20 protein-coding genes are annotated in these 18,815 nt (G+C 74.0%); 12 read left to right on the forward strand and 8 right to left on the reverse strand.

What is annotated here, in order from left to right:
- The first annotated feature begins 26 nt into the window (after positions 1-26).
- Positions 27-3,467 (forward strand): FtsK/SpoIIIE domain-containing protein, encoded by a 3,441-nt coding sequence (locus EDD32_RS00665; protein WP_123913719.1) that lies wholly within the window; start codon positions 27-29, stop codon positions 3,465-3,467.
- A 25-nt stretch (positions 3,468-3,492) separates the two neighbouring features.
- Here EDD32_RS00665 and EDD32_RS00670 read toward each other — a convergent pair whose 3' ends face one another.
- Positions 3,493-4,407, reverse strand: a complete 915-nt coding sequence (locus EDD32_RS00670; protein ID WP_123913721.1) for an NAD-dependent epimerase/dehydratase family protein — start codon at positions 4,405-4,407, stop codon at positions 3,493-3,495.
- Between the two features lie 114 nt (positions 4,408-4,521).
- Positions 4,522-4,965 carry a hypothetical protein gene (locus EDD32_RS00675; RefSeq protein ID WP_123913723.1) on the reverse strand — a complete coding sequence of 148 codons (444 nt, stop codon included), beginning with the start codon at positions 4,963-4,965 and terminating at the stop codon, positions 4,522-4,524.
- 227 nt (positions 4,966-5,192) lie between these two features.
- Between EDD32_RS00675 and EDD32_RS00680 the strand changes: the two genes are divergently transcribed.
- On the forward strand, positions 5,193-5,441 hold the full coding sequence (locus EDD32_RS00680) for a WhiB family transcriptional regulator (protein WP_123913725.1): 249 nt from the start codon (positions 5,193-5,195) through the stop codon (positions 5,439-5,441).
- Positions 5,442-5,492: 51 nt separating this feature from the next.
- On the opposite strand, the gene EDD32_RS00685 is transcribed toward EDD32_RS00680, so the two are convergent.
- Positions 5,493-6,926 carry a sensor histidine kinase gene (locus tag EDD32_RS00685; protein WP_123920004.1) on the reverse strand — a complete coding sequence of 478 codons (1,434 nt, stop codon included), beginning with the start codon at positions 6,924-6,926 and terminating at the stop codon, positions 5,493-5,495.
- A gap of 131 nt (positions 6,927-7,057) precedes the next feature.
- Between EDD32_RS00685 and EDD32_RS00690 the strand changes: the two genes are divergently transcribed.
- Complete coding sequence (locus EDD32_RS00690; protein ID WP_246005906.1) at positions 7,058-7,549, forward strand: DUF2505 domain-containing protein; 492 nt, start codon at positions 7,058-7,060, stop codon at positions 7,547-7,549.
- Positions 7,550-7,685: 136 nt separating this feature from the next.
- Here the strand turns inward: EDD32_RS00690 and EDD32_RS00695 are convergent, their stop codons facing one another.
- A complete protein-coding gene (locus EDD32_RS00695) occupies positions 7,686-9,110 on the reverse strand; it encodes a glucose-6-phosphate dehydrogenase (RefSeq protein ID WP_246005907.1) in 1,425 nt (474 codons plus the stop codon).
- A 145-nt stretch (positions 9,111-9,255) separates the two neighbouring features.
- On the opposite strand from EDD32_RS00695, the gene EDD32_RS00700 reads away from it, so the two are divergent.
- Together EDD32_RS00700 and EDD32_RS00705 are read left to right on the forward strand one after the other, a co-directional pair.
- Positions 9,256-9,696 carry an OsmC family protein gene (locus EDD32_RS00700; RefSeq protein ID WP_123913728.1) on the forward strand — a complete coding sequence of 147 codons (441 nt, stop codon included), beginning with the start codon at positions 9,256-9,258 and terminating at the stop codon, positions 9,694-9,696.
- Positions 9,693-10,355, forward strand: a complete 663-nt coding sequence (locus tag EDD32_RS00705; protein WP_123913730.1) for a hypothetical protein — start codon at positions 9,693-9,695, stop codon at positions 10,353-10,355. Before EDD32_RS00700 ends, EDD32_RS00705 begins: the two co-directional genes overlap by 4 nt.
- Positions 10,356-10,537: 182 nt before the next feature.
- Here the strand turns inward: EDD32_RS00705 and EDD32_RS00710 are convergent, their stop codons facing one another.
- A complete protein-coding gene (locus EDD32_RS00710) occupies positions 10,538-11,032 on the reverse strand; it encodes a flavodoxin domain-containing protein (protein ID WP_123913732.1) in 495 nt (164 codons plus the stop codon).
- A gap of 538 nt (positions 11,033-11,570) precedes the next feature.
- On the opposite strand from EDD32_RS00710, the gene EDD32_RS00715 reads away from it, so the two are divergent.
- The 4 genes from EDD32_RS00715 (at position 11,571) to EDD32_RS00730 (ending at position 14,070) form a co-directional block, all read left to right on the forward strand.
- Positions 11,571-11,987, forward strand: a complete 417-nt coding sequence (locus tag EDD32_RS00715; protein WP_123913734.1) for an Hsp20/alpha crystallin family protein — start codon at positions 11,571-11,573, stop codon at positions 11,985-11,987.
- Positions 11,988-12,128: 141 nt separating this feature from the next.
- Complete coding sequence (locus EDD32_RS00720) at positions 12,129-12,575, forward strand: Hsp20/alpha crystallin family protein (RefSeq protein ID WP_454778680.1); 447 nt, start codon at positions 12,129-12,131, stop codon at positions 12,573-12,575.
- Positions 12,576-12,820: 245 nt separating this feature from the next.
- Positions 12,821-13,579 (forward strand): thymidylate synthase, encoded by a 759-nt coding sequence (locus tag EDD32_RS00725; RefSeq protein WP_246006223.1) that lies wholly within the window; start codon positions 12,821-12,823, stop codon positions 13,577-13,579.
- Entirely contained in the window at positions 13,579-14,070 is a 492-nt protein-coding gene (locus tag EDD32_RS00730) for a dihydrofolate reductase (protein WP_123920008.1), read from the forward strand. The genes EDD32_RS00725 and EDD32_RS00730 overlap by 1 nt, the downstream gene beginning before the upstream one ends.
- A 90-nt stretch (positions 14,071-14,160) precedes the next feature.
- On the opposite strand, the gene EDD32_RS00735 is transcribed toward EDD32_RS00730, so the two are convergent.
- On the reverse strand, positions 14,161-15,090 hold the full coding sequence (locus EDD32_RS00735; RefSeq protein WP_246005908.1) for a VOC family protein: 930 nt from the start codon (positions 15,088-15,090) through the stop codon (positions 14,161-14,163).
- A 423-nt stretch (positions 15,091-15,513) separates the two neighbouring features.
- Here EDD32_RS00735 and EDD32_RS00740 point away from each other — a divergent pair, with 423 nt between their 5' ends.
- The 3 genes from EDD32_RS00740 to EDD32_RS00750 all read left to right on the forward strand — a co-directional run bounded on the left by EDD32_RS00740 (position 15,514) and on the right by EDD32_RS00750 (position 17,624).
- Positions 15,514-15,879, forward strand: a complete 366-nt coding sequence (locus EDD32_RS00740; RefSeq protein ID WP_123913740.1) for an NHL repeat-containing protein — start codon at positions 15,514-15,516, stop codon at positions 15,877-15,879.
- 479 nt (positions 15,880-16,358) lie between these two features.
- Positions 16,359-16,691: a YnfA family protein gene (locus EDD32_RS00745; RefSeq protein ID WP_123913742.1), complete on the forward strand. Its 333-nt coding sequence runs from the start codon at positions 16,359-16,361 to the stop codon at positions 16,689-16,691.
- A gap of 174 nt (positions 16,692-16,865) precedes the next feature.
- Positions 16,866-17,624, forward strand: a complete 759-nt coding sequence (locus EDD32_RS00750) for a ZIP family metal transporter (RefSeq protein ID WP_123913744.1) — start codon at positions 16,866-16,868, stop codon at positions 17,622-17,624.
- A gap of 522 nt (positions 17,625-18,146) precedes the next feature.
- Here EDD32_RS00750 and lspA read toward each other — a convergent pair.
- Positions 18,147-18,641 (reverse strand): signal peptidase II, encoded by a 495-nt coding sequence (gene lspA, locus EDD32_RS00755; protein WP_454778306.1) that lies wholly within the window; start codon positions 18,639-18,641, stop codon positions 18,147-18,149.
- A complete protein-coding gene (locus tag EDD32_RS18680) occupies positions 18,638-18,802 on the reverse strand; it encodes a hypothetical protein (RefSeq protein ID WP_170175151.1) in 165 nt (54 codons plus the stop codon). Before EDD32_RS18680 ends, lspA begins: the two co-directional genes overlap by 4 nt.
- Between the last annotated feature and the right edge of the window lie 13 nt (positions 18,803-18,815).

Here is an 18,815-nt window from a genome sequence, read left to right on the forward strand (position 1 = left end):
CGCGGTCGGCGGACGAGGGTGACGCCATGACCACGCAGGCCCTCGTGTCCGGACCGGCCCGGGCACCGCGCCGGCCCCCGGCCGAGCCGCCCGCGGTGCTGCGCTGCGCATGGCACCTGGCGGTCCTCACCGGTCCGGGCGCGGGCAGGTGCCTGGGGCTCGAGCCGGGCACGGCGCTCGTGGGCCGCACCGACGTCCTCGGCGACCCGCTGGTCTCGGCCCGGCACCTGGAGGTGCGGCTGCGGCGGGGCCGGGTCGAGGCCAGGGACGCCGGCTCGGCGAACGGCACGCGCCTGCGGCGGGCCGCACTCCGGTGGCCGGGGACGTCGCTGCGCCCGCCGTGGGGGCGGGCGCGTCGCCCCTGGGCGGCCCGGCACGGCCGACCGGGCCGTGGTCGCCGGCTGGGCACGCGGTGGCGCGCGCTGAGCGAGGGGGACGTGCTCGAGATCGGGTCCACCCACCTCCAGCTGCGACCACGCCCCGTCGAGGCGGCTCGCCCCGCCTCCGACGGGGCGGACCGGAGGGCACGGTCCGGTCGGGACACCGGCCGGCTCCTCCTGCCCGGCCTCATGGCGGTCACGACCGTCCCGATGGTCATCTCCTCCTCGGCCGGTCCGTGGCGCTGGCTGCTGCTCCTGGTGCCGGTCGCGCTGCTGTGGTCGGCGGTACGCGCAGGACGCGGCAGCGAGCCGCCCGGGCCCCTGCCGGACCCCGGCGCCGTGCTCCTCCTCGCCGGCGCCGGCCCGGGCACGACGGACGTGAGCGGGCGCCCGGCGCAGCTGGACGTCTCGGTGGATCCCGGCGGGGCGCGCCGGCCACGGCGGGGCCCCGCCCCGCTCGACCTGACGGGTGGCCCCGTGGCCCTGGTCGGACCACCGGCGGTCGTCGAGGCCGTCGCCGGCTGGCTGGTGTGCCAGCTCGCCGCCCACCACCGGCCCGGCGAGCTGGCCCTGGACCTGCCGGCGTCATGGCGGTGGGCGTCCCGGCTGCCCCACCGCACGGCCGCTGCGGGGCCGAGTGGCGGCTCGGCCGGCCCCGAGGAGGGCACCGCACGTCTGCGCGTGGCCGTCGCCCGGCCCGATCTCGTCGCCGCGCCGGGTCTGGTCCTGGCCGCGGACGTCGCCGCCATCCCCCCGTGGTGCTCGCGGGTGGTCCACCTGCCCCGCACGCCACCGGGCCTGCCGGGCCCGAGCTGGTGCGTCGCGGTGGCCGCCGCCCTGACCGGCGGCCCGCGGGCGGCCGCCCCGCCGCGGGTCGCGCTCCTCGCCGACCTCCTCGGGCTCGGGGCGGGAGGCCCGGACGTCGTCGCCACGGCCGATCGGCTGGCCGCGGCCTGGGACCGCGGCCTCCCGGGCCTGGCCGCACCGGTCGGCGTCGGCGCGGAGGGGGTCGTCGAGCTCGACCTCGCCCTGGACGGTCCCCACGCGCTCGTGGCGGGCTCGACGGGGTCGGGCAAGTCCGAGCTCCTCCTCAGCTGGTTGACGGCCCTGGCCGTGCGGTGCTCCCCGGCCACGCTCCAGGTCGTGCTCGTGGACTACAAGGGCGGCGCCACCTTCGCGCCCCTCGCCGGGCTGCCGCACACCGCGGGGGTGCTCACCGACCTCGATCCCGCGGGGACCGAGCGCGCCCTGAGCAGCCTGCGCGCGGAGGTGCGGCGGCGCGAGGCCCTGCTCGCCGGCGCCGGTGCGCCCGACATCGCCTCCTACACCGCCGCCGGTCACCGGCTGGCGCGGCTCCTCGTCGTGGTGGACGAGTTCCGCGTGCTGGCCGAGGCGCACCCCGAGGTCCTCTCCGCCCTCGTCCGGCTGGCCGCCCAGGGACGCTCGCTCGGCCTCCACCTCGTCCTGGCCACCCAGCGGCCGGGTGGCGCCGTCGGCCCGGAGATCCGCGCCAACCTCGGCGTCCGGGTGTGCTTGCGGGTCGTGGAGCCGGCGGACTCGGTCGAGGTCGTCGGCACGCCGCGGGCGGCCGGTCTCGACGGCCCCGGGCGCGCGCTGCTGCGCACCGACCGCGTGCGTGAGCTCCAGGTGGCCTGGGCCGGCCCCCCGGGCCAGGGACTCGTCCGCGAGGTGGTCGCCGGGGCGGCACTCGCCTGGGAACGCCGCGGTCCCGCCGCCGCGACGGCCCCACCGTGGGCACCTCCGCTGCCCGCCGTGGTGTCGCTGGACGAGATCGCCCGGCCGGGCGGACCGGCGGGACCGCCGCCAGCAGCACGAGCCGCACCGGTTGCGGCGGCGGCCCCGCCCCGCCCGGTCCGGGCCCCGGTCGCGCTGCCCCTGGCCCGCACCGACCTGCCGGACGAGCAGCGGCTGGGCACCTGGTCGTGGTCCGGCCCCGCGCTGCTGGTGACGGGCGGGCCGGGCACGGGTCGCACCCAGGCCCTGCGCACCGTGGCCGCCTCGGCGAGCGCCGCGGGGGTCCCCGTCCATGTCGTCGCCGCCGACCCGGCGGCGTTCGCCGACGTCCACGACCGGGCCGCCGGCTCGCTCGTCCCCGCCGGCGACCCCCGGCTGGTCGCCCGCCTGCTCGACCTGCTGGGGGACGCCGTGGACGGCACGCAGGTCCTCCTCGTCGACGACGCCGACGACGTCGCCGAGAACCTCGACCTCACCGGGCCGGGACGGGGCCCGGCCCTGCTGGGCGCCGCGGTGCGCGGAGCCCGCCGCAACGGCGTCGCCGTCGCACTGGCCGGCCCGCCCACGCTCGCCGGGGCGCGGTGGCTCGAGGCGGTGCGGACCCGGGTCGTCCTGTCCCCCCGCGACGAGACCGAGGCCCTGCTGTCCGGGGTCCCTGCGGCGCTGCGCCTGCGCGGCGGGCCGCCCGGCCGGGGCGTGCTCGTGCGACCCGAGGGGGCGGTCCTGCTCCAGGTCGCGCTCGCCGGACCGGGCGCTCGGCCGGCCACGGCCCCGCGGGAACCGCCGGCGGGCGTCCCGCTGCTCCGCCCGCTCCCGGGCGTCGTGCGGCTCTCGGACGCACCGGTGGGACTCGGGGTCGTCCTCGGCCGGGGTGGGGACGACGCCGGCTGGGTCACGCTCGGGTGCGCCCCGGGGGAACGGGTGCTGGTCGTCGGGCCGCCCGGGAGCGGCCGGACCACGGCCCTGGAGGTCCTCGCCCGGCAGCTCCGGCGCGCCGGCCGGACGGTCGCCGCGGACGCCGCCCGAGCCCGGCCGGGGGACGTCGTCGTCCTCGACGACCTCGATCCCCTCGCCGCGCTACCGGACCTCACCGCCGTCACGGTGCTGGCCGCGGCGCGCACGGAGGCGGCGGCGACCACGCTTCGCGGCCCGCTGACGACCTGGCGCGGACGTGCGGACCTCGTCCTGCTCCGGCCCGGCCACCCACTGGCCGGTCAGGTCACCGACGTCGACGTCCGCGGTGCGCTCGACCCGGTGCGGCCACGTCACGCCGGGCTGGCCGTCCTCGTCCGCGGGGGTCGCGCCATCCCGGTCCAGGTCGCGACGCCCTGACCCTCCGGATCGCCCGCCGGCGGGCCTACCGGCGCAGTCCCTCGTCGATCTCGGCCAGCGCCTGGTCGAGGTCGACGGACGGCGTCCACCCCCAGGCGTGGGCCCGCGTGGCGCGGATCCGACCGGTCCAGGCGGGATCGTCGTCCCAGACCGGGTCGATCCCCAGGGCGCGGGTGACCGTCCCGTAGTAGTCGCGCGCGGTGGCCGGCCCCGCCGCGACGTCGAGGGCGGTGCACCCGGCCTCGACCGGACCGTGGTCGGGGTCGGCCGATGCTGTGACCCGGCCGGTGGCGACGTCCGCGGCCACCGCGGCGAGGTCGGTGACGTGCACCCACGCGAACGTCCCGGACGGGTTCGCGCGCCGGGCGTCCACGGAGCGGCGCATGGCATCGGGCCGCAGGGTGTTCCACACCGAGGTCGGTCCCGGGCCCAGGATGGCGGGCGGACGGAGGAGCACCCGGGTGATCCCGCCCACGTCAGCAAGGGCGGCCTCGGCGTCCCGCTTGGTCACCGCGTAGGCGCCCGCGGCGTCGTCGACGAGCGCGGCGGACTCGTCGACGTCACCGACGTCGGGCCCGCGTCGGTAGACCGCGGCCGTGGAGACGTGGACCAGGCGTGCGACGCCGGCATCCCGGGCCGCGCGGGCGACCGACCGGGTCCCCTCGACGCCGATCCGGTGCTGCGTCGCCCGGTCGGACCCCATCGGGTGCACGGTGGTGACGACGGCGTCGGCGCCCGCGACGGCGGTCGCGGCGAGGGCGGGGTCGTCGAGCTCCCCCACGCGCTCCTCCACGCCGGCGAGGCCGGGGGCCGTCCCGGCGCGCCGGACCACGGCCCGGACGGAGGCGCCCCGCGCGACCAGCGCGCGGCAGACGGCCGCACCCACCAGGCCGTTGGCCCCGGTGACCACGACGACGGCTGTCCTGCTCTGCTCGCTCACGCGCCCACTGTGCCAGCCGTGCCGGTCACCGGCGCGCCGGGTGGCCACCGGCGTCCGCAGGCGAGCACCCGCGGTCCACGGCCACCGGCCGAGGCACCGCGGCCGGCCAGGGCGTCAGGCCACGGCGTCGGGGGCGTTCGTCCGTGAGGCGTGGACGCGCGAGGAGGGCCACAGCACACCGACCACCACGACGACGGCACCGGCCACGAGGACCACCGGCAACCAGGCGGGGAGGGAGCCCGCCAGCGCGAGCGCGGTGGCGACCTGGAGGAGCTGCCAGGTGATGACGGGCCCGCGGCCCCACCTGCTGCCGCGCCACAGGGCCCGGCCCGCCCCGCCGAGGAGGGTCGCGAACCCGACGAAGAACACCGCGAGCGCCACCGCGGAGCCGACGTCTAGCGCCAGCCCGCGCACCGTCTCGGCCACGAGCACGACCGCGGCGACCACGAGCGCGAGGGCCTCGAGGGCGACCACCAGCAGGGCGCCCAGGAGGGGCGCGGGCGGGGTCGGGCCGGCCTTGCCGGGCACGGCGGCCGAGGGCGTCGCAGGGCGTGTCACATCCACGAGCGTACGCATTGCCGCCGGTCGCGGGAGCGGCGGCGGCAGCGGTGAAACCCTGTGAGTAACACCACCCCCGTTACCCGACGGACATTTTCCTGAAACCTCTTGTGGCCCACCGGACGCCGTGTCAACCTTGGTGGCAGCAGCAAACACCCCTTGTCGGAAGCTGCTCCCCCCGAATGGTGAACGAGTGCTTCCGACGTGTGCCCGAAGGAGCAAGCCCTATGGATTGGCGTCACCGCGCTTCCTGCCTGACCGAGGACCCCGAGCTGTTCTTCCCGATCGGGAACACCGGTCCGGCCCTCGTGCAGATCGAGGAGGCCAAGGCCGTGTGTCAGCGCTGCCCGGTGGTCGACACCTGCCTGAAGTGGGCGCTGGAGACGGGGCAGGACTCCGGGGTGTGGGGGGGCCTGAGCGAGGACGAGCGCCGCGCCCTCAAGCGCCGCACCGCGCGCGCCCGCCGCGCCGGCTGAACGACCGACAAGGACGACGCCGCCGGGCCTACGCCCGGCGGCGTCGTCGTGTCAGCGGGCGCTGAGGTCCGCGCGCAGCACGACCTCCGTCCCCCCCGTGGGCACCGCCTTCCACCTGATCTTCCCGCGCAGCTCGTTGTTCACCATGGTCGAGACGATCTGCGTGCCGAGACCGGAGTGCACCCGGTCCGTGTCCAGGCCGACGCCGTCGTCGCGGACGGAGACGTGCAGGTGTGACCCCTCACGCTCGGCGTGGACGGTGACCGTCCCCGAGCGGCCCTTGAGCCCGTGCTCGACGGCGTTGGTGACGAGCTCGGTGAGCACCACCGCGAGCGCCGTGGCCGCCTCCGCCCCCACCGCCCCGAAGGTGCCGTCGACGACGGTCCGCACGGAGGAGTCCGGCGAGGCGACGTCGGCCGCCAGGCGCAGCGCCCGGCCGAACACCTCGTCGAAGTCGACGACCTCGTCGATGTTCTGCGAGAGCGTCTCGTGGACCAGTGCGATCGTCGCGACGCGCCGGGTCGCCTCACCGAGCGCCGACTTGGTCTCGGCGTTGGTCGAGCGCCGGGCCTGCAGGCGCAGCAGCGCGGAGACCGTCTGGAGGTTGTTCTTCACCCGGTGGTGGATCTCGCGGATCGTGGCGTCCTTGGTGATGAGCTCGCGCTCGCGCCGACGGACCTCGGAGACGTCGCGGCACAGGAGCAGGGCGCCGCGCCGCTCGCCGTGGTCGGTCAGCGGCACCGCCCGCAGCGACAGGCTCACCCCGCGCGCCTCGACCTCGGTGGACCATGCGGCCCGGCCCATGATCACCACGGCGAGGGTCTCCTCCACCGTGCTGTGGTCCTCCAGGAGCGAGGTGACGACCTCTGCCAGGACCTCTCCCTTGAGCTCGCCGATCACCCCGAGACGGTGGAAGTTGCTCACCGCGTTGGGGCTGGCGTAGACCACCCGTCCCTCGGCGTCGAGCCGCACGAGGCCGTCGCCCACGCGCGGCGCACCGCGCCGGCTGCCCGCCGGGGCCTGCGGCTGGGGGAACTCGCCGCGTCCGATCATCGCGCACAGCACGTCCGCGATCTCCACGTAGGAGATCTCCAGCCGTGAGGGCACCCGCGAGGCCGGCAGCGCCGACTCCCGCGTCATGATCGCGATGACCCGGTGCTCGTGGACGACCGGGACGACGACCTCGCGGATACCCCGCTCGGACCGGTCGTGCTCGGCACGCAGGTGGACCCCGCCGTCGGCCATCGTCTGGCGCATGAGCTGGCGCCGCGGCTCCCTCGGCACCGACCCCACGACGTCGTCGTAGTGGATGGTCGCCGACGTCGAGGGCCGGCACTGCGCGCCCGCCACGAAGGAGCCGTCCTCGGTGGGCAGCCACAGCACGAGGTCGGCGAAGGCGAGGTCGGCGACGACCTGCCAGTCGCCCACCAGCTGGTGGATGCAGTCGACCTCTGCGGGCTCGAGAGGTGAGGCGATCGCGATCATGTTGGCGAGGGTCGGCACCGCTCCAGCGTAGGGGAGCCGGCGACGCGGTCCGGCGGCGGGTGCGCACACCCCCCGCTACGCTGACGGCCGGTCCCTCGCCCCGGACCGGCCGCCGCACCGAGGAGCGCCCCGTGCAGTTCGCCGCCACGATCGACTACCCCGCCGACGTCGAGACCGTCGCCGCCATGCTCGCGGACGAGGAGTTCGCCGGCGCGCGCGCCGAGCGGGCCGGCGCGCTCGAGCACCGGGTCGAGGTCCACCGCGAGGGGCGGGCGTTCACCATCACCACCCGGATGAAGATGCCGACGACGATCGTGCCCGCAGCCTTCCGCTCCGTCGTCGGCGACTCCCTCGACGTGCGGATGGTCGAGGCGTGGGAGGAGCCGGGGGCGGGGGGCGCCCGGCACTCCACCCTCGCGCTGGACATCCACGGTGTGCCGGTCCGCGTGGCGGGGACCCAGCGCCTCGAGGCCACGGCCGCCGGCTGCACCGAGACCTACGCCGGGGAGGTCACGGCGTCGGTGCCCCTGTTCGGCGGGCCGATCGAGGAGGCCGCCGTGCGGACGGTGCAGCAGGTCGTCGACGTCGAGCGCGAGCTGGGGCTGGAGCACCTCGCCCGCTGACGGTGCCGCCCGGATCGCGCCTGACGGTGCCGGTCGGATCGGGGCCGAGGTGCCGCCCAGGTCGAGGGCGCCTGGCTCGCCGTTGAGCCAGGTGCGGCCCACACCCTACTCCGTCCGTGACGTGGGCCACAGGTTCCTACTCCCCCAGCATCCATCGGTGCGGGGCGGCGAGGCGGTGCGCCGCGGCCGGCCCCCACGTGCCGGGGGCGTACGGCTCCGGCTGCGGCCGCGCCTCACCCTGGAGCGGTGCGAACGCGGCGAACGCGGCCCGCAGGCCCTCCGCCGTCGTGAACAGCGACCGGTCGCCGATCAGGGCGTCGTGGATGAGCGAGGCGTAGGGCGAGATCGGTTCGCCGCCGGGGACGTCGTCGAGCTCGAGCACCGCCTTGCCCGGGGAGAAGGTGAGGTCGGGACCGGGCGTCTTGACGGTGATGCCCAGGCGGATCTCGCCGTCCCCGGCGAAGCAGATCTCGATGGTGTTGGGTTCGGACAGCTCCCCGGCGAGCGGGCCGAACGGCGGCTTGAGGACGAGCGTGATCCGCTGGGTCTTGCGTGCCATGCGCTTGCCGGTCCGCAGGAGGAACGGGACGCCGCGCCACCGCTCGGTGTCCACCCACAGCCGGGCGGCGACGAAGGTGTCCTGCACCGAGTCCGAGGGCACACCCTCGATGTCGGTGTAGCCCTCGAACTGACCGAGGACGACGTCCTCGACCGGGTCGAGCGGCCGGAACGCGCGCAGCGCCGCCTCACGAGCCGCGATGACCGACTCCGGGTCGCGCAGGTCGGCGGGCGGCTCCATCGCCACCTGCCCGGCCACCTGGAACAGGTGGGTGACGAGCATGTCCAGGGCGGCGCCCGTGGCCTCGTAGAACGTCGCCCGGTTGGCGACGTCGAGATCCTCCGGGACGTCGATCTGGACCTGGTCGATGCTGGCCCGGCTCCACTCCGAGCCGAAGAGCTGGTTCGCGAACCGAAGGACGTAGATGGTCTGCACGCCCTCCTTGCCCAGGAAGTGGTCGATCCGGAAGACCTGGTCCTCCGTGAGGACCTCCTTCACGAGGGCGTCGAGCTCCTTGAACGACTCGGCGGAGGTGCCGTAGGGCTTCTCGAAGACCACCCGGGCACCGTCGGCGAGGCCGTGGGCTCCCAGTCCCTTGGTGATGGCGGCGAAGGCGACCGGGGGCACGGCGAGGAAGTGCAGGACGACCGGCTCGGTACCGGCGGTGTCGCGGAGCTCCTCGCGGACCTGCGCCAGCACCGTCGGCAGCTCGCCGGAGTCCTCGGCCGTGAAGCCCCCGCCGGCGTAGCGCACGGCCGAGGGGTCCCACCCGGCGGGCACGCCGAGCTCGGAGCGTTCCAGGGAGGCGCGGACGAGGTCGCGGAACCCGTCGTCGTCGAGGACGTCGGTGGCACAGCCCACGAGACGCCAGTGCGCCGGCATCAGGCCACGGTCGTGCACCTCGTGCAGGGCGGGCAGGACCATGCGGCTCGCGAGGTCGCCGGTGGCGCCGAAGAGGACGACGACGACGGACTCGGGCAGCGCGGGTTGGTTCGAAGGCACGGGTTCAACGTATCGGCGGGCGTGGCGGGCGGCGAGCGGTCGTCGCCACGGCGGCGCGCGGTCGTCGCCACGGCGGCGAGCGGTCGTCGCGACGGCGGCGCGCGGTCGTCGCGACGGCGGCGCGGGGACGTGCGACGATCGGCCCATGAGCGAACCCGACGAGACCGATCGGCCGGCCCTGTGGGCCGAGCGCACCGGTACCCGCACCTTCACCGGACGCAACCTCCGAGGCGCCGAGGTGCTCATCGGCAACGGTGACGCGCCCGGCGTCTTCACCCCGGGCGAGCTGCTCCAGATCGCGCTGGCGGGCTGCGTCGGACAGTCCACCGACCACCGCCTCGCCCACGCCCTCGGCGACGACTTCCACGGCACGGTGGTGGTGTCGGTGGAGAAGAACGCCGACGAGAACCGCTACGAGTCCTTCGACGTCGAGGTCATCGCGGACCTCGGCTCGGTGGACGAGGCCACCCGGGACAAGGCCGTCGAGCGGGGCACCTCCGCGATCGAGCGGGGCTGCACCGTCGGGCGGACCCTCGGCGCCGGTGCCACCTACCGCACCGTCTTCACAAGCGAGACCCCCCGATGAGGGCGGCACGGGCGGCCGTCGACCGGCTCCTCGACCGGGCCGTCGCGCGCAGCGACCGCGCCGACGAGGTGCTCGCCGAGCTGCGGCGCGAGAACCCCGGCGCCACCCCCGGGCAGGTCCTGCGCCTCCTCGACGAGCGCTACGTCAAGCGCGTCGCCCGGCTCGGTGGCGCGGTCGGCGCAGTCGCGGCGGTACCCGCCCTCGGGACCGTGACCGCGGGGGTCCTCACCGCCGGGCAGCTCGGGAGCTTCCTCAACGCCTCCGGCGACTACGTCATGGCCGTGGCGTCCCTCCACGGCGTGGAGGTCGACGACGCCGAGCGTCGCCGGCTGCTGCTGCTGGCCTCCCTCCTCGGCGAGGAGGGCGCCGCCGCTGTTCAGGGCCAGCTCGGCCTGGGCACGCTCTACTGGGCGAAGGGTGCGCTGACCAAGCTGCCGCTCGGGACGGTCCGGGCGGTGAACCGCGGACTCACCGGTCGCCTGCTCACCTGGGGGGTGGGACGGGTCGGCGCCCTGGCGCTGGGCCGGCTGGCCCCCTTCGGGGTCGGTGCCGTGGTCGGCTTCTACGGCACACGGGTCTTCGCCCGCAACGTGGTCGAGGGCACCGCGCAGGCGCTCGGCCCGGTACCGGCGCGGTTCGCCGACCCCGTCCCCGCCTGAGGCGCCCCGGCGGGGTGAGGCCGCCGCACGGGACCGGGTCCGCCGCCCCCAGCCCGTAAGCGGGCGTGCGCCTCCTCGGCGGCGTGCCCGCCCCGTGGGATCAGCCGTCGCTTCGGCGTCCCCGCCCGCACGCGGGCGTAGGCGCTTTCGCTGCGGCGTCGCGGCCCCCGCCGCGACGCCGCTCAGGCGGGGGTGTCCAGCCGGCGCGCGACGGATCGGGCCCAGTCGGCGATCTCGTCGCGGTCGCGGAAGTCGCCGTCCGGGATGTGCAGGGTCCGCACGATGGTGCGCTCACCGAAGGCGAGCCTCGTCCGCTCGATGCGGCCGGCGAAGACCTTGTGCTCGAGGGCGCCCGTCACCTCGACCGCGGCCGCGCCGTCGGCGGGCTCCTCCGTGGGCCTGGGCGGATCCCCCACCGGCCCGGACGAGAACAGCCAGACCGGACGGCGTGCCAGGTCCGCGCCCAGCCTCTCGACGAGCTCACGCGCCGGTGCCATCCACCGGCCGACGTAGACCGCGCTGCCGAGCACCACGGCGTCGATGCCCTCGAGGTCGGCGACGTCCTGTGGGGCCCTGGCGACCACCTCGTGGCCGGCGGCGGCGAGGACCTCGGCGATCTGCTCGCCGATCTCGGCCGTGGCGCCGTGCTTGCTGGCGACGCTGACGAGCACGCGCATCACGCACCTCCTCCGGCATCCGTCCCACCACCGTGCCGTCACCGGTGCCGGGCAAGACAGGGACCAAGGGCCCCCTGGAGCGTCACCCCGGCGTGGTCCTCCCTCGCGCGGCCGTTCTCAGCCACGGGAGCCGGGACGTCCCCGGCGAACGATCCCCTCGTCGCCGAACGATCCACGGGAGCCGGGACGTCCCCGGCGAACGATCCCCTCGTCGCCGAACGATCCCCCGGTGACCGAACGATCCCCGCCCACCACTCTCAGTCGGGGACGGAGGAATCAGCCGGGTCGCGACCGTCATGAGCGGAGACCTGGCACAGCACGCGCCGGCGTCTGGTGCACCATAGGTGCCGGGCTCACCTGCGATAACGTCCGGACTTGAGTCGATCATGCTCAACTTTTTCGTCCTGAGCGAAACAGACCCTCCAAGCGTTAGCACTCACCAGCTGAGAGTGCTAGAACTGATCTCGGAAGCACCGCCGGACCCCGGCGGGCGACGCGGCCCGGACCGCCCGGGCCCACCAGACGTGGAGGTGGAACCATGGCCAACCGATTCGACCCGTTCCGCGACATCGACCAGATGCTGGCCACGATGCGCCAGACGCCCTCCTCCCCCGGGATGCCGCTCGACCTGTACCGCGACGGCGAGGCGTTCGTCGCAAAGTTCGACCTCCCGGGTGTGGACCCGTCGTCCATCGACATCGACGTCGACGACCGGACGCTGACCGTGCGCGCGGAGCGCACCGCCACCGCCGGCGAGGTCCAGTGGCTCTCCCACGAGCGGCAGAGCGGCACCTTCGCCCGGCAGCTCACCCTGGGCACCGGCCTGGCCCTGGACAAGATCGAGGCCGGCTACGCCGACGGCGTGCTGACCCTGACGATCCCGGTCGCCGAAGAGGCCAAGCCGCGCAAGATCCAGGTCGCGCACACCGGGTCCACGGCGACGATCGACCAGTAGTCCGGCCGACGGGTGCCCCACCGCGGCCTGCAAGCCGGCACCCGCGACCACCCGACCACACACCGGCCCGGCACCAGTTCGGGCCGGTGCCCGCCAGGGCCCGGGACACCCGGGCCCGAGCACCTGGAGGTGACTGAGATGATCCTGCGAACCGACCCCTTCCGAGAGATGGACCGCTGGCTCGACACGGTCCTGCGTCAGGTGCCCACGGCTCACCCGATGCCGATGGACCTGTACCGCGACGGCGAGTCCTTCGTCGCCAGGGTCGACCTGCCGGGGGTGGACCCCGCCACGATCGACATCGACGTCGAGGACCGCACGCTCACGATCCGTGCCGAGCGGGCGGCCGAGGAGCCCGAGAGCCTGCAGTGGCTCTCCCGCGAGCGCCCCACGGGCACCTTCGCCCGCCAGCTCACCCTCGGTCACGGGGTGGACCTCGACAACATCGACGCCGGCTACGCCGACGGCGTGCTGACCCTCACCCTGCCCATGGCGGAGGAGGCCAGGCCGCGCAAGATCGAGGTCGCGCACACCCCGGCCCTCGACCGCGGTGAGGCACGCACGATCGAGTCCGGCTCGACCGCCTGATCCACCGGGTCCAGCTCACGGGCGCGGCGCGCACCGCGCGCCGCGCCCTCCGCACGTCCACCCGCCGTGCCGGGCGCCCCACGACACGACACGGCGCGGCCCGGGACGCGCAGCGCGCCGTGGCCCGCGCCTACGATGACCCGGTGAGCCAGACCCGCGACGTCGAGACCACCGCCGAGCCCACGACCGTCGGCGAGCCCGGCACGGCGAGCAGCACCGCCTACGAGGACCTCCTCCGGCACGTCCTGGCCCACGGCACCGCCAAGGGCGACCGCACGGGCACCGGGACACGCAGCGTCTTCGGCCACCAGATGCGCTTCGACCTCACCGCCGGCTTCCCGCTGGTGACCACCAAGCGCGTGTTCCTACGCGGGGTGGCCGAGGAGCTGTTCTGGTTCCTCCGCGGGGAGCACAACGCCCGCACCCTCCAGGAGCGGGGTGTGCACATCTGGGACGAGTGGGCCGACGACGACGGCGAGCTCGGTCCCGTCTACGGCGTCCAGTGGCGCTCCTGGCCCACCCCCGACGGCGGCCACGTCGACCAGGTCCAGCAGGTCCTGGACACCCTGCGCTCCGACCCGGACTCGCGCCGGATCATCGTCTCGGCCTGGAACGTCGCCGAGCTGGACCAGATGGCGCTCATGCCGTGCCACGCCTTCTTCCAGTTCTACGTCGCCGAGGGCCGGCTCTCGTGCCAGGTCTACCAGCGCAGCGCGGACCTCTTTCTCGGCGTGCCCTTCAACATCGCCTCCTACGCGCTGCTCACGCACATGATGGCCCAGCAGGCCGGTCTCGAGGTCGGCGACCTCGTCTGGACAGGCGGGGACTGCCACATCTACGACAACCACGTCGACCAGGTGCGCGAGCAGCTCTCCCGCGAGCCGTACCCCTTCCCCACGCTCGAGCTGCGCAAGGCCCCGAGCCTGTTCGAGTACTCCTACGACGACGTCGAGGTCGTGGGCTACCGCCACCACCCGGCCATCAAGGCCCCCGTGGCCGTGTGATGCTCGGCCTCATCTGGGCCCAGGCCCACGACCGCGTCATCGGCGCCGGCGGCACCATGCCCTGGCACCTGCCGGAGGACCTCGCCCACTTCCGCCGGACCACGACCGGCTCGGCCGTGGTCATGGGCCGGGCGACCTGGGACTCCCTCGACCCGCGCTACCGACCGCTGCCGGGCCGGACCAACGTCGTGCTCTCCCGTCGCGGTGCACAGGTCGACGGAGCACTCCTCGCCGACGACCTCGACGTCGCCCTGGCCCGGGCGGGCGACGGGGACGTGTGGGTGATCGGCGGGGCGGAGGTCTTCGCCCAGGTGATCGACCGGGCCGACACCCTCGTGGTGACCGACATCGACATCGACGTCGACGGCGACACCCGGGCCCCGGCGATCGACGACGCGGTCTGGGCCGTCCTGTCGGCCGACCCCGACCGCGGCTGGCACACCGCGGCGAACGGGCTGCGCTACCGGTTCACGACGTACGGGCGCGCCTGACTTCGCGGGGCGGCAGGCTCACGCCTGCGCCACGCGCCCGAGTCAGACAGCGGGCCTAACCGCCGGCCGGACCCGCCGTCAGGCCGCCGGTCAGGCCGCGCGGACCTCGATGAGGTTGTTCCACGGGTCGTTGAGGCGCAGGACCGCGCCGTCGTGCCGGACGTCGACGCCGTGACCGCGCATGCGCTCGGACAGGGCCGCGACGTCCTGCGCGGTGGGCACGACGATGTCCACCGTGCCGAGGCCGAGAGCCGGCACGCGCGGCCCGGCGCCAGCACTGTTCCAGGTGTTCATGGCCATGTGGTGGTGGTAGCCGCCCGCCGCGACGAACAGCGCCTGGGTGCCGTAGGTCGTGGTCTCCTCGAAGCCGAGCATGGCGACGTAGAAGTCCCGGGCCGTGGGCACGTCGCCCACCTGCAGGTGCACGTGCCCCACGACCGCACCCGGCAGCGTCGCGGGGACCGTCCGGTCCGTCGTGGTGATGAGGTCACGAGCCTCGTCCGTCAGGTGCTCGGCGAGGAAGCGGTTGGGGTCGAGGTAGTGGGTGGCCATCGCCACCTGCTTCACGCGGTCGCCGGTCCAGACCCACGCGTCACGAGGGCGGTCGACGTAGAGCTCGACGCCGTTGCCCTCAGGGTCCGTGAAGTAGAACGCCTCGGACACCAGGTGGTCGCTCGACCCGGCGAAGGTGCGGGGGGCCCGGACGGCGAGCGACGCGACGACGGCCGCGAGCGACGCGTGGTCCTCGAAGAGGAACGCCGTGTGGAACAGGCCCGCGCTGCGGGGGGACCCGGGCGGCAGCGACGGGTCGTGGCGCAGCACGAGGAGCTCGACGCCGTGCCGGCCGAGCGACACCTCGTCACCCTCGGCACGCAGCACCTGGAGCAGGACGCCGTCGCGGTAGTAGGTGGTCATGAGGTCGAGGTCGCCGACGAGCAACGTGACGCTGCCCATGGCGGTGGCTGCGGGCAGGAGGTCCTCGACGGGCCGGTTTGAGATCGGCGCGACGGTCTGGCTCATGGGTCTGGTCCCTCGGTCGTCGGTCGGAATGCTGTCACGGTACACGTACTTGAACGTTCAACTCAATACGAGTGCCGAGTATTCCGCGTCACGCGGACGAGGCCGGGGCCGGGGCCGGGCCCGGAGCGCATGGTCGCGCCGGAGCTGACGAGTCTTGACAGCCGACCCCCCGGAGCGGACATTTGCACCTCCCGGATCCCGGGAGCAGGCCACGACGAAGAGGCCCCATGTCCCCCTGCCCGCCACCACACGCCGGGCCCGAGGGCGGAGGCGGCCGACGACTGTCCCGAAGGGAGCCGCCGTACCGGCGCCGAGAGGCGCATCGCTCGGCCACCGCGCTCTTCGCTGCGCTGGTGGGCGGCGCCGTCGTCCTGGGAACGCTCCCCGTCCAGGCCGCGGGGGTCATGAAGTACAAGACGTAAGGTGCCGACCGAGGTGAGCCAGCCGAGGTTCATCACCCCGGGCTCCGACGGGAACCTCTGGTTCACCGAAGGCGGGCAGGACTTCACGCCGGGCCCCGACCCCGATGGCGCAGGCACGTTCCACAGCATCATCGGGATGATCGTGCCCACCGGCGAGATCACCGAGTTGCGGGTCGACTGCGACTGCTTCCTCGAGGACATCGAGCAGGGGCCCGACGACATCCTGTACTTCACCACCAACGACTTCGGCGTCCTGGGACGCGGCGAACAAGATCGCCGCCCCGACGCCGTCCTCCGCGACGGCAGCGACAAAGGCCCGGACCATGTGGTCCGGGCCTTCGTCATCGGTAGCGGGGGCAGGATTTGAACCTGCGACCTCCGGAACGAATCGAGGGCCTCTCGGCTACCGCCGGTTGGCTCGGGAAAGAGCGGGTTCGCTTGTATTGATCAGGAAATCTCCTAGTTGGCAGCTCCGACTCTAGCCGATCGATGACGGTCTGTGACGACTCAATCTGGAGGGTAAGTGGAGGGCCATCGAGTCAACCGCGCGCCTGCTGGGCAACACACGCCGCCGGCGTCCTGCACGGACGCAGCAAATCGCCGTCGCGGGGCACAGCCGGAGAGGCCGCGGGGTCGCGGTGGCCGCGGTCTGGCGGTCATGAGCAGCATGAATGCGTCGGCCATCGTGGACCGCAGAGGCCAACCTCGCCGGCTCGTGTCAGCGATGCGTCCGCCCATCCTCCGCGCCGTCCCTCATCGACTCGCAAGCACCTTGGTCCCTGCCGGGTGCGGATGGAGACAACTCATTCCCGATAGCGTCTCCTCGAGGTCGAGAGGGGACCACCCATGCCGCTGCGCTCCGTTCTGCTGTTCGTCATCGCCGCGCTGTTCGAGATCGGCGGCGCCTGGCTCGTCTGGCAGGGAGTACGAGAGCACAAGGGATGGGTGTGGATCGGCGCGGGAGCCATCGCCCTCGGGCTCTACGGGTTCGTCGCCACCCTCCAGCCCGACGCCAACTTCGGCCGCATCCTGGCCGCCTATGGCGGAGTGTTCGTCGCCGGCTCACTCGCATGGGGCATGCTCATCGACGGCTTCCGCCCGGACCGCTGGGACCTCACCGGCGCGGTCCTCTGTCTCGCAGGGGTCGCCGTCATCATGTACGCCCCGCGTTCTGGCTGATCCCATCATCCGCAGCTTCCCGACTCTCATCCGGGCGTTGCGGACGGCAGCCCGTCGTACGCGCGGCTTGCCCGCGGGATGCGGCCCGTGACGGCACTTTGAGCAGGGCCGGGGAAACCAGTGCTCGGTTCCGGTGGAATGCCGTACTGACCAGGTGCTGCAAGGATCGGCCGGATGGAGGGATACCTGCTTGTCCTGGCGTTGGCGGCACTGCCCGCGGCGGGGAACTTCCTCGGCGGCCTGGCCTCGGAGGCGTTCCGTGTCTCGGGCAACGGACTGGGTGTCGCCCTACACGCCGCTGCTGGGGTGGTCCTCGCCGTCGTCGGTCTCGAGCTGATGCCGGAGGCGCTGGCGTCGTCCACACCGTGGGTGCCGATCGTCGCGTTCGTCGGCGGCGGCGGGTTTTTCCTCGCTCTGGACAAGGTGATCGGCTATGTCCAGGCCAGGTTCGCCCCCGACGGACAGTCGGGTCCGTGGGCGATCTTCTCCGGGGTATCGCTCGACCTGTTCAGCGACGGCGTGATGATCGGTACTGGCACCGTCGTCAACCCCGCGCTGGGCCTGTTGCTTGCCGCAGGCCAGGTGCCGGCCGATATCCCCGAGGGCTTCGCAGCGGTGGCGACCCTGCGCCGAGCGGGGGTCTCGCGCAGTCGGCGCCTTGCACTGGCGGCCGCCTTCGCCATCCCGATCCTGATCGGCGCCACCCTGGGGTACTTCGCCCTGCGTTCCGCGCCGGAGCTGGTCACCCTCTCCGTACTCGCACTCACGGGCGGCGCCCTGACCGCCGTGGTGATCGAAGAGATGGTCCCCGAGGCTCACACCGCGAGCAGGGAGAACGGCGAGGAAGACACTGAGGAGCCCCGGCTCAACGCCCTAGCCCTCGTCGCCGGCTTCGCGCTCTTCGCCGCCATCTCGGCCTACCTGGGCGAATAGCGGGGCCCGAACAGACCGCTTGGTGCACCCACGTCATGATCCCGGCAACCCGTGTGTGCGCTGACCCGCACGTCGGGTAAGTCGTGATGCCCCTGTCAGGCAATGCCGACCGAGCCTTACGCCGAACTGTCTTGGCGAAGTCGTCCGGACGCTGGCGCCCGGTTAGCAGGACGGTGATGGACCGATTGCGGGGATCGTTGCGAAATCCGGCCACCGGAGGGGCCCGGTTCCAACACCCCTGATCGGTGTCACCGACTGCGCCGTCGTCCTCGATATCTCCGGACCGCAAGCCCGTCGTTGGTGATCCGAGCTGCCGGTGTTGGCGTGCGCGCTCGTGGTCGGTGACCTGACCGGCCGGCGGGGTTGCCCGGATTGCATGGCCGAGACGGATCTCGACGCGGTTGGAGTTGCCATCACCCCGGCGGTCACGGCGACGACGCACTCGGTAATGTCCCAACCACGATGAACCACGCCAGGGTCAGCCCCCGCCTCACCGCCGCGCGCTCACCGTGGCCGGTCACGCTAGTCCTCGGCCCTGTCGCTGCCGGTGAGGCTGACCAGGACCAGCGCCGCAGCGCCGGCGGTGATGAAGACGTCGGCCAGGTTGAAGGTGGGGAACCAGCCGCTGTGCAGGTAGTCGGTCACCACCCCGTCACCGGCCCGGTCGAGCAGGTTGGCCACCGCGCCTGCCAGGATCGCCGCCAGCGCTAGCCGCACGGGCACCGTCGCGGTGCGGGTAGCCCGCCAGGCGAAGGCCGCCAGCGCGACAACGATCAACCCGGTAATGCCGAGCACGACACCGGCGGGCAGGTCGGCGCCGAGACTGAACGCCACCCCGGAGTTGAAACCCAGGCGGAGCTCGACGGGCCCCAGGTCCACCGCCTGGCCGTCGGCCAGGGCCGCGCCCGCCCATTGCTTCAGGCTGAGGTCCACCGCGGCCAGCAGCGTCACGATGGCAACCAAGGCGGCCCGCGCCCGGGTCACCCCGATCGCCTTCGTGGATTCCTGTGTGGTCACGAGAACACTCCCTCATCCTTGGTGATCTCATGAACCTCGACCGCCCGGGCAGGCGACGAGAAGACCACGGTGTCATCGCCGACGACCTCGGCAAGCTGGGTGATCGTGGAGGCGGTTGCCAGCCGTCTGCGGTCGGTGAGGTGCGGGTGCGAGTGGATCACGGATGCTCCTTCG

Origin of the sequence: Georgenia muralis, from assembly GCF_003814705.1 — a bacterium.
In the GTDB taxonomy this organism is placed as follows: domain Bacteria; phylum Actinomycetota; class Actinomycetes; order Actinomycetales; family Actinomycetaceae; genus Georgenia; species Georgenia muralis.